This window comes from Bacteroidota bacterium (genome assembly GCA_034439655.1).
Lineage (GTDB): Bacteria > Bacteroidota > Bacteroidia > UKL13-3 > UKL13-3 > CANJUD01.
In genome coordinates this window covers 17,097-28,055 of sequence record JAWXAU010000009.1, presented here as the reverse complement: position 1 = coordinate 28,055, position 10,959 = coordinate 17,097, and the positions used below count along the sequence as shown (strand labels likewise).

The window sequence follows — 10,959 nt, the reverse complement described above, 5'->3', positions numbered from 1 at the left end:
CGATAGTTATCGGAGTTCGCGGCGAGCGATACTACAATAAAATAAAGTGTCCGTTATAATTTGGCTTTTCTTATTTGAATTATGAAAGAGGTCTATTCAATATACCAAAATCACCATCTGTGATTCATGTAATATATTGCCTAAAATGTGTAACATGAGTGCCTCACTGTATGGTGACTTTTGCCCCAAGTTAATAATAACAAAGTCGTAAACAAAAAATAATAAAAATTACATGAAAAAATATCTCTCTTCAGCAATCGCTTTCGTCATCATGTTGGGTACAGTTCAGTCGCAACATACAAATATTGGAATAAAAGGCGGCCTAAATGGTTACACCGTAAAAGGAAACAGCAATGCCAATTACACTCCGAAACTAGGTTTGAACCTTGGTGTTCTTGCACATATTCATTTAAGCAAAAAATTTGCACTTCAACCTGAAATAGTTTTTTCAGTTCAAGGAACCAAGTATACAAGTAATGGTAAAAACGTGGATCTCCAATTGAAGTATGTCAACATACCTATTCTTTTTCAATACATGTTTGAAAATGGTTTTAGATTGGAATTGGGACCACAAGTGGGTATTTTAACTGGTGCCAAAAATAAGGTTGATGATTTTAAAACGAATGTAAACTCTAGTTTCAAAAGCGTTGACCTTGGATTGGCTGTAGGAATGAGTTACGTGAGACCCGCTACAGGATTTGGATTTGATATAAGATACAATCATGGACTTACCAATATCAATACAAACAATACATTCAATACTTTTAATAGAGGTGTTCAGGTGGGCTTGTTTTATCTTTTTCAACACAAAGCATAAAGAATTAAGTCTGTTCTTTTGGGGCGAATTAACGGCACAAAAAAAGTTATTCGAATACTTGGGTGTTGGCTGCGGCGAACACCCAATTACTTATATTATATAATTATAAACTAGGGCACATATCTACTCCTAACACAATGGTTCCCAATGCCTGTAGTCTGGCGTTGTCGCCGACCTCTAAAGGGTGGTGTTAGGTTTTTTCGGTAGGCGACAACGCCAAACCGAAGGCAGTACCGATAGTTTGTGTCTTGAATAGATATATGCCTAAACTAGGAATATGAATCTCCTACCTCTTCACCACTCTATTATACTCCACTACCCCATCAGCATCGGTTTTTAATATATAAATTCCTGTGTTCAAATCGCCGATAGAAACTTCTTTGGTATTTGTATAATGCTTGATAAGTTTTCCTTGCAAATCATATAAATCAATTTGCAAAGTAGAAATAGTTATATTGTTTTTATTTGCAATCCGAATATAATCTATGGCAGGATTGGGTTCAATGGTTATGCGTGAATCGGCAGTAGTTTCCCAATTTACACTTTGTATGATACTGTAATTATCTTTATTATATTCAGTCGCATTGATGCGGTAAAATACATTCTTCAAATCCGAAATATTTCTATCGGTATAATTATATATTGATGTGTGATTGTTGTTGGAGTTATTGATTGTGCAAATTGTTTTCCAGTTCTGCAAATCGGTGGAACGTTCTATGACATAAGATTCCACATCTTTTACATTGGCAACTTGCCACTTAAGTTGTGCATCATTATTTTGAGGCTTAGCAGTAAAGCTAATCCAATCCAAAGGCAAGGGCACATTACCACCCGGGCCACCTGCATTTATCCAAAACTCTGAGAAACTGGTAACACTAAACTCTAAATAATATCCATTATTAAACGGAACTTTTTGTATATTTTTTGAAGATATATAATTGAAATATCCAAGATTATTGGTGATCAAACTATCTTCATTTTGTCCATCATACTTCGTAATACCCATGTCTTGAATCGTATTGGTACTATCATCGGCTGAGTCCAAACTCATGTATTCACTTTCTAATAAATATAATCTCACCGTAACTGCTGAAGTTGGTTGTGTGGCAGGCTTAATCCACCAATTGCGGTTCATCGTTTTTTCGTTTTGATAGGTACGCATGATACCTGACCGAACATATACACCCACGGTAGTATTACCCAAATTCTGACCATTGGGATTAATAGAAACAATGCGATTATTGCCATTAGAAACATTTATAAACGAATTTCCTGAAATAGTGGCTGTGGTAACTTTTGTACTAGCTTGTATACTGGTGTCATTGCCTCCATATAGATGTATATCATCCAAAGCAAACCCAACATAATTGGTATTTACGTCGGAAGTAAACACAAAACGGAAACGCACTTGGCTTTTATCCGTCATCAAACTAATAGGGATTCTGTTCGATGAAAGCTTCCAATATAATCTATCGCCATCCCATTTATTTGTAGTAGTATTATACCAATTGATGCCTGTATTTCTTGTACCTAGTTTCACCCAATTAATGCCATTGTTCTCGCTATACTCTATATACAAATTATCAAATCCTACCTCCGACTGGTATTTCATATTGAAAGATAAAAATGGATTGGCACTAAACCCACTCAAATCGAAAGCGGGTGTATAAAGATATGATAATTGGTTATCGCTATAATTGCCTGCCAGTTGTGTAGCCCATACTTTGCTGCCATTGGCAGCAGTATCTATAATAACTTTTGTAGGGATCCCCCAAGCCCAATTGCTGGTAGATGTATTTCCACTCTCGGTCCAACAATAGCCTTCATTACTTTCAAAACCTTCGTTATAAGGAAAAGCGTTGTACTTTTTAATACTCCGAATTTGTAGATTTAATATAGAATCATTCGTTTGAATTGTATCACCTGTAAAGTGAACGTAGGCATCCAAAGTATATAAACCCGGTGAACTTAAATCAACCGTTTGGGTAAAAGTGAAAATGGTACTGGCAGATACTCCCAAATTAGAAGTAAACGTATCACGAACCCAAGCACCATTATTCAGACGGTAAGCCACGGGTATATTAGAAATTGATACAGGAGAATTATTGGTGAGAGTAATTTTCACCTGAGTGGAGCTTGAAAGTCCAGTGCCAGAAGTAGGACTATTTGCCGTGGAAATAGCCACATCGGTAGGCAATTCATATATGGTGATATTGTCAACACTAATTCCATCACTATCGCTAGGTTTCACAAATATGGAATTGTCCTCCTGTCCTATTCTTACTTGGGCCGATGAGGTTATACTTTGCCCCGCTGTATAAAGTCTATTATATATATTTATTCCCGAATGTAAATTCCAAACACCTGCTGTTCCTTTGTTAGCCCACCAGTCGTATAACGGCAACCAAGCAGAACTATCACTTCCGCGAACCCACACACTGTCTCGGTTATTTTTCTCTTCTCCATGATGCATCATATAAAACTTAAGCCCCAGTTTAGTGTTATTGGTAAAATTACTAAGGTTCAATGTATATATTAAATAGTTATAATTATTGGTGCCATTGTGGGTCGACTTATCTAGGGTGATTGCACGGTTACCGCTTTGCAAAAGCTCAGGACGCACATAGGTACGCATTCTGCATAAGGGGCTGTTATTGTCATAATCAATTTGGGGTACTTCTGCGGCTCCATAATAAGTTCCACTTAGCACGGTATCCCTTGCTGTTTCAAATCCTTCTATAAAAGGTAATGAGCTAATAGTAGGATTTAGTAAATGTCGTACTATATAATTTAACGTATCATTGCCACGATTATTATCTGTTGTTTTTCCTGTCCAAATTTTTAACGTATAATTACCAGATGCACTCATATCGGTAGTGGTGGTAAAAGTGTAATTTGCGGAGCTATTAGCCGCAATAGTTGGACTATATGTTTCGTTCACCACATTTCCGCCATTCAATTGATAACTTACGGGAATACTACTATATGCAGAGCTACTATAATTGCGAATAGTAACTGAAATACTTTGGGTTGAACTTAATATATTATAACTGCTTTTTCTACCATATATAGGACTTGAAAGCAAATACATTCCTACATCGCTGCTATTGCCACAATTCGATGTGCTCACTGCAATGGAACGTGCGGTAGACCTATTGCTCACAGCTCCTGCGTTGGTCAATGCCCTCATGGTGAACCAAGCTGTAGAGCTGGCAGTTAAGCCCCCTATATTGAAAAATGTATCTGTTGTAGTTGCTATAACTTGCCAATCGAAACCTACGAGTGTCATTACCTCATACTTATTTGCATTGGCAACTGTTAGCCACTTAATAGTAACTGTTTTATCGCAACTAGTAATAGTTCCGCTTGAAAAATTGGGTGTGCCTAATATATTAAAAATGGCTTTTGAAGTATCGCCCACAGAGAGTGTGCTGTGTCGCACTCGCACCAAAGCCTTATAGGTGGCCACACTTGGAACGGTCCAATCATAAAATTTGGCAGAATTGTTAATGCTGGATGAGATGGAATTCCAATTTGCACCACTATCGTTTGAATATTCTAAAATGATATTTCCACCACTAAGTCCATAAGCATCAAACCTGATTCTTTCAGTTGCTGATGGTGAAAATGATTCCCCTCCGATAGGATAAGTGAGTTTAATAGATTGAGGAATTACTTCATAAGTGATATAATAAGTTTGAGGTCCGTAAGGAACGGAAGTACCTAATGCTTTAATGGTATAATTACCCGAAGCTGGAGTTGAAATAGTTACTTGCTCCACCACATTTAAGGTATCTGTTTTACGGGTTGCAACATTGTTCACATTAGCTGCTGCATGATCTAAAACCCATGGCAAATAAGTTACGCTGCTGGGGTCTATTACTTTCAAATCCAAATTGTTTACCAAGGTTTTGGTAGCAAATGCACTGGCCTCTTTGTCTCTCCAGTGCAATATTACTTTTAGTTCTGAAGTATTTGCAGGTACATTTATGATATAGGAATCGGAATCGTTGGTGTTCAAAGAATCTTTATTATATAAATTGTTCACCATCGCATCCAAAGCCCTGCGAGCATTTATACGGCCATAGCCATATTTATAGTCAGGACCTGCATTGCCCAGGTCGTCAGTGGTATTCATCAATAATGCTTTTATTAAAGTACCATCCGGATTTTGGTTGTTGTGCAAACTTTTATATTTTTCGTATAATAATGCCATAGTGCCCGTAACACCGGGTGTGGCCATACTAGTGCCTTGCATACTCGAGTATACATTGGTTGCAATAGTTGAAATAACACCAACCCCTACGCCACATACTTCGGGTTTTATACGTCCGTCGCCTGCTGGTCCGCGTGAGGAAAATGAAGCTATTACATCCGTATCGTCAACTGCTCCTATAGTAAAATTATTTTTGCTTGCATTAGGTCCGTATAATGTGGTGTGGAAACCAGCAGCATAACCTGTACAAGTGGATGCACCGCTATTGCCAGCAGCAAAAAGATTGTTAAATGTTGGGTAAGCACACATTTGTTGGTCGTTGCCATTGCTTTCATAAGTATAATCTGTTCCACTGCACACGTAACTATAGCCCCATGAATTATTGCTTAGTATCATACCATAAGTATTATAATGGTAGGCTGTATTATCGGTATATTCATAATAATAGCCATTGAGCAAAGTAGCCTTGGGAGCCATACCTTTATTTGCAGGATTAATTATGCCTGCCCCTCCTATTGTGCCTGCAACATGGTTAGAGTGGGCACTTGCACCAAACACACTGGTATTATTCTGACGGTTCTGAAAATCTAGATGCAGCACGCCCATACCACCATCGCCCACGCCCACCACTACGCCATTACCCGTTAACCCACTCAAACTGGAATTTTGCAAATAATTGTCACGGTGGCTGTTCACCCCGGGCTTGTTCAAATCTGCAGGCTGTGGGCTACTTGCTTCTATATAATGAACAAAAGGTAAAGCTGCTAAAGCACTAATTTTACTGGTATCTTGATTAACTATAATATATCCTACTCCTTCTTTTTCTATAGTACATCCTTGCTTTCTCAAGTAATCAGCTTCAATGGGCGAATTCTCATACATCCATAAGGCTACGCTAATCCTCCCACCCATACGAACTATATGTGGCAAGTATATATGATTTTGTAAATCGGGATGGATTTTAATAGTATTATCAGGGAATGTGATAACCTTAGCACCCATATATTGCAATAACTGAATTCCACCTACTGGAAATGAAACACAATAAGCAGATGGGGGAACAAAAGAATAAAATCTTACCTGTTGATTTTCCATTTCTTTTTTAACAATGGAAGTGGGCAAGGCTTCAAATACTACAACTGCAAATACACGATCGTTGTACGTGTTAGCCTTAATAAGGGAAGATTCTGAATTTATTTCTGAAATATTGGGCGAATAAAATACCGTGCCCTGTTGCCAATAAACAGGCAATTGCTGTGCTTTTGTAAACACACTCACTAACAGAAGGCACACTAAGTACACGCGTTTCATAACAGAGCTAACTAACAATATTCAAAGGTATTGTTTCTTTTTTGTACAAACAAATTTGGATTGCTTTAATTCCTTACATAATTATCAATACATGTTAATTAACCTCTTATTAAAAATACACCTCTTTCTTCTCATGTTTTTAAAAGAATTAGTAATCTTCAAAAGCCATTTCCAGCTTTCCATCGCGGTACTACCGACACTCAATATATAATAGTCCAAAAGAAAGGGACTAATCCCCCCGCATCCCGATAATTATCGGGATTAAGCGGGGCTTTCGGGATGCAGTTCGGCATTACCATTCCAAAAACTAAATCCGCCACAGGCGGAGAACTATTATAGTTTAAGAACTGGTATAAGATCTATACAATTTCATTTTTTGCAAATGCAGCAACACAGGATGTAACATCGAGTTTAGACGACTTTATATTGCTACAAAGAGAATTTTAATTGCCCATTGCCAATAATTTTATTTGTCAACGTACATTTGATGCCAATACCCATTTAAAACTAGCGTGAAATAGGAACTGATATAGAAAAAATTCTCGAACGATTAGCAGTTTATATTCTACCTCTCTACCACTACCCTACTCACACTCACGCCTGTATTATCAAGCATCTTGAGCATATACATACCACGTGGCAAATCGGAAACATTTAATGAGATAATATTGGTATTTTTTTGAGAATTTTGAATCACTAATTTTCCATCCATATTATAAATAAATATTTCTGTTGAGTTATTTTTATTGGAAGTAGAAATATTAATATAATCATTTGCAGGATTAGGATAGGTATATATTTCTTTTACACTTGCTAATTCACTAATGCTGTTTATGAAAGTAAATTTAGCTACATAATTACTGCCATTGGTGTTTTTAAAATAGCCAGCAGCATATATATTTCCTTTGGTATCAGTTGCAATTGCGTTAATAATATCACTGGCATTTAAGGCACCTGCACCGGTTACCACTTCAGCCCATTTGGTTCCATTCCATTTTGCTACATATTGTTTTCCGGCGGCATTGGTAAAATTACCTGCTGCATATAAACTACCTCCCATACCAATTGCTACCGTGTTTATATTGTCGTTAGCTGTGAGGTAATTGCCACTCGAGCCTACTTCACTCCAATCTGTTCCATTCCATTTGGCTACATAATAGTCGCCATTTGTGCTGGTAAAGCTACCAGCCGCATATACATTACCTGCTATATCAGTGCAGATAGAAATAATGTAATCGTTGGCGTCCAATGGATTCGCAGTACCACCAAGTTCACTCCATTTGGTACCATTCCAAACTGCCACATATTTCATACCGCCTGCGTTAGTAATTCTGCCCGCTGCGTATACATTTCCTGCGGTATCGGCACTTATGGTATTTATAACACTATCGGAACTTAGGCTGTTACCACCAGAGCCAAGTTCTGCCCATGTTGTACCGTTCCATTTGGCCACATAATATTTGCCATTGGTATTTTTAAAACCACCCGCTGCATATATATTGCCTTTGGTATCGGTGCATATTGAGTTAATATCGCCCACTACACCTAAGGCACCTACTTCTTTCCAAACCGCCCCAGTCCATTTGGCCACATAGTTTTTGCTTTGCGAGTTTCTAAATTTTCCTGCTGCATATATATTGCCCGCTGCATCAGAGCATATTGAATGTATGGCATTATTAGCATACAACGATGTACTTCCTACACCCATTTCGCCCCACGAAGTACCATTCCATTTTACCATAATAAAATCGCCATTGGTGTTTTTAAACTTACCTCCCGCATATACATTTCCTGCAGCGTCGCAGTGTACTGCAAGTATGAGGTTGTTAGCGTTTAATGCACCCATTTCGCTCCACGATTGTGCAAATGCAGAACTACTAGCTGCAAAAAGAATAATTAGTAAAAAGTTTTTCATTATTGTATGTTGTTTTATTTGAGGTTAAAAAAAAAACAAAAGTAAACTATTTATAGTGACGCTTGCAAAAAAAAATTAGACACTTAATTATCGTGTCTCCCCAAACTCTTTTAATATTCTGTTCCGCTCCAACAAAAACCGAGTCATATAGTTTTTTAAAATAAACTTGTCAAATATTTTTCCGATTATGCCAAAGGGTACCTCGTATTCAAATTTATCTATCATAATGGTGATGCCATTTTTCTCTTCAAAACTGTGCTGATGTTGCATGCTTTTAAATGCACCTTTTAACATTTTATCAGCAAAGAAATAGGGTTTGTTTAGTTGGGTTATTTCTACGGTGAGGTTTTGTTTTAAACCAAAATGTTTTGCTTGCCAAGTTATAATATCTCCCTGTTCGCAAAGTCCTGTAGTTCGCCCTGTTATTGCTCTTTCTTTGGTGCTAGAGGTTGAAAGTTTGTGCACATCCACATCTTTGGCCAAGTGGAAACATGTTCCAATTGGGGCTTTAATTTCTGTTGTTAAATGAATTGTTGTCATCACCTTATTTAGTCTGTCTCCCCAAAATGAGATACTGAAACAATCCTACAACAAGCTTGTGGGACGTTGCATGGAAAACATGACGGCTAACTATTTTTTCTTCGAACGGTCCTTAATTTCCTCCAATAATAAATCAACGGTATTGGGGTCTTCATTTGATTTTAGGAGTGATCCTCTACCCAGATTTACCAATTCTTGCAGCCTTTTGCCTGCTGTTTCCGACAAGCCCATCATCATTACTGATAAGATGATTGGGTCTACTTCGCGACCGCTCATTGTTTGCATCAGTAATTTCTCTTCGGGAGCCAACCTGAAAACACCATCTGTGACCAGAATAATTTGGTTATTACCTCCCGCAACCAATGCTTTATCGGCTAAGGAGTACGCCAGCTCTATTCCCTTGTGAGCATTGGTCATGCCATTTGCTTTTAAGCTATCCAATATAATAAAGAATAATTTTTTTTCTATTGCTGGGGTCGGTGGTATTAATATGCGAGCCGTTAAACTATACACTACAATACTAACTTTATCAAATGGGCGAAGTTTTTCTATGAGCTCGTGCGATTGTTTTACAAACAAATCCAACCTATCGGGCTTAGCCATTGAGCCTGACACATCAATTAGTAATACAATATTGTTTGGCGTAAAAAACAGCGGATTCAATTGCCCATTCATAATTTCCGTTTGAATAACAGGCTCAACTTTAAGTTCTACTTTTTTAGGGACTGAATCAGTAGGAGGATTTATTTTTTTTACTTTTACTTGCTCCACCTTTTGAACTTTTACCGCTGCGGTTTCTTTAGGGGTTGCTTCTACTTTTTTTACAATGGTTTCTGCCACGGTGGTGCCAGTATCATAACCAATTTGTTCAAGTTCTATCACGAACTTTTCTGTTTCTCGGTTCAAATATTTCTCTACTTCCTTCGATTTGTGGCCGTCGGCCGATACCCTAATATTATATAAACTAGGCGATACTTTATATTGGATTGCCCCATCGGCCTTAGTATATCCAAAGAAGGAACGGAAACTGCCATCGTATACCTGAAAAAAAGCACCATCAATAGGTAGTTTTGTTTTGGCATCAATTATCAAAGCATCGAGTTGGGGAATAACACCAAGTTTGAACAAGTCGGGGTGTGCGTCTCGGAAAGAGTAGCAGGGCATCGGGTCTTCCTTCACCACTTCTTTTATATTGCCTTTCATTTCAAGCACTGTAGGTTTATCGTCGGTGCTCAAATAAACTTTTATTTTTTCGTTGAACGCACCTGCCTTGTCGGGAGAATAATATATTCGAATAGTATCACTCTCGCCAGGTTTGATGGATGCACGGGCAAATGACCAACTGAAATTACTTACCCCATCCAGTCTTAATACAAAAGCTTCTTCGGTGCCTGTATTGGTAACAATAAATTCTGAAAACAATATTTTAGCTTTGGGCACATTGCCATAATCATTACTGGTATTTTGAAATACGAGTTGACCATTTACCTTGGCTACAAATGCCAAACATAAAATCAAGAAATATTTTTTTACCATTCAAAAAATGATTAGACAAAAACCTTGCCTGTGTTTTTTCGTATACAATTAATAGTAGTGGGTTGTCATAATAGCACTGTCTTTCAAATGTCCCTGCATAGCTTTCCAAACATTGGCTCTGCTGGTACCATTGGTTAGTGTGAGTATATTGTCAATAGCATACAATCGCAAGGAATAAGTGTGAACTTCTTGGGCTGGAGGACTTGGAGGACCATACTGAGGTTGTCCTAACTCATTATTGGCAATTGCTGCACCGTAAGGTAATTTATGAAAAAGATTCGTACCCTCCGCAATGGTGCGGCAGGTATCGGGTATATTAAATACGCACCAATTGGTGGTGGCATGCCCCCATGTAGATACATTTTTCGGCGTAGGATCGTCCATAATAAGTACATACGATTTTGTGCCAGCAGGCGGGTTAACCCATGTTAAAGGAGGGAAGACAGACTTAGCCACATCGGTGGTGTACTTAACAGGCAATAAACCTCCATTGGCAAAGGAAGGACTTGAAATAGCAAATTTTGAATTGTTGTTAATAGGCGTAGGTGTTGTTGTGTCTTTCTTTTTGCAACTAAAAACAATAGCCACACAAATGCAGGTGACAATGAGCAATGATTTTTTCAT

Annotated in this window: 6 protein-coding genes; 1 reads left to right on the top strand and 5 read right to left on the bottom strand. The window is 37.9% G+C overall.

Annotated features, from left to right (window positions below; all coding sequences use genetic code 11):
• Positions 1-232: 232 nt before the first annotated feature.
• A complete protein-coding gene (locus tag SGJ10_00760; protein ID MDZ4756653.1) occupies positions 233-817 on the top strand; it encodes a porin family protein in 585 nt (194 codons plus the stop codon).
• A gap of 286 nt (positions 818-1,103) precedes the next feature.
• On the opposite strand, the gene SGJ10_00755 is transcribed toward SGJ10_00760, so the two are convergent.
• The 5 genes from SGJ10_00755 to SGJ10_00735 form a co-directional block, all read right to left on the bottom strand.
• Positions 1,104-6,344, bottom strand: a complete 5,241-nt coding sequence (locus tag SGJ10_00755; GenBank protein ID MDZ4756652.1) for a S8 family serine peptidase — start codon at positions 6,342-6,344, stop codon at positions 1,104-1,106.
• A gap of 565 nt (positions 6,345-6,909) precedes the next feature.
• Positions 6,910-8,259, bottom strand: a complete 1,350-nt coding sequence (locus SGJ10_00750; protein MDZ4756651.1) for a T9SS type A sorting domain-containing protein — start codon at positions 8,257-8,259, stop codon at positions 6,910-6,912.
• Between the two features lie 87 nt (positions 8,260-8,346).
• Positions 8,347-8,799: an SRPBCC family protein gene (locus SGJ10_00745; GenBank protein ID MDZ4756650.1), complete on the bottom strand. Its 453-nt coding sequence runs from the start codon at positions 8,797-8,799 to the stop codon at positions 8,347-8,349.
• A 90-nt stretch (positions 8,800-8,889) separates the two neighbouring features.
• Positions 8,890-10,335 carry a VWA domain-containing protein gene (locus tag SGJ10_00740; GenBank protein MDZ4756649.1) on the bottom strand — a complete coding sequence of 482 codons (1,446 nt, stop codon included), beginning with the start codon at positions 10,333-10,335 and terminating at the stop codon, positions 8,890-8,892.
• A 48-nt stretch (positions 10,336-10,383) separates the two neighbouring features.
• Positions 10,384-10,959, bottom strand: a complete 576-nt coding sequence (locus tag SGJ10_00735; GenBank protein ID MDZ4756648.1) for a YbhB/YbcL family Raf kinase inhibitor-like protein — start codon at positions 10,957-10,959, stop codon at positions 10,384-10,386.

Bases quoted from the DNA above. Each gene is read 5' to 3' on its own strand.
- SGJ10_00740 (MDZ4756649.1), bottom strand. From the start codon at position 10,335: ATGGTAAAAAAATATTTCTTGATTTTATGTTTGGCATTTGTAGCCAAG.
- SGJ10_00755 (MDZ4756652.1), bottom strand. From the start codon at position 6,344: ATGAAACGCGTGTACTTAGTGTGCCTTCTGTTAGTGAGTGTGTTTACA.
- SGJ10_00745 (MDZ4756650.1), bottom strand. From the start codon at position 8,799: ATGACAACAATTCATTTAACAACAGAAATTAAAGCCCCAATTGGAACA.
- SGJ10_00735 (MDZ4756648.1), bottom strand. From the start codon at position 10,959: ATGAAAAAATCATTGCTCATTGTCACCTGCATTTGTGTGGCTATTGTT.
- SGJ10_00750 (MDZ4756651.1), bottom strand. From the start codon at position 8,259: ATGAAAAACTTTTTACTAATTATTCTTTTTGCAGCTAGTAGTTCTGCA.
- SGJ10_00760 (MDZ4756653.1), top strand. From the start codon at position 233: ATGAAAAAATATCTCTCTTCAGCAATCGCTTTCGTCATCATGTTGGGT.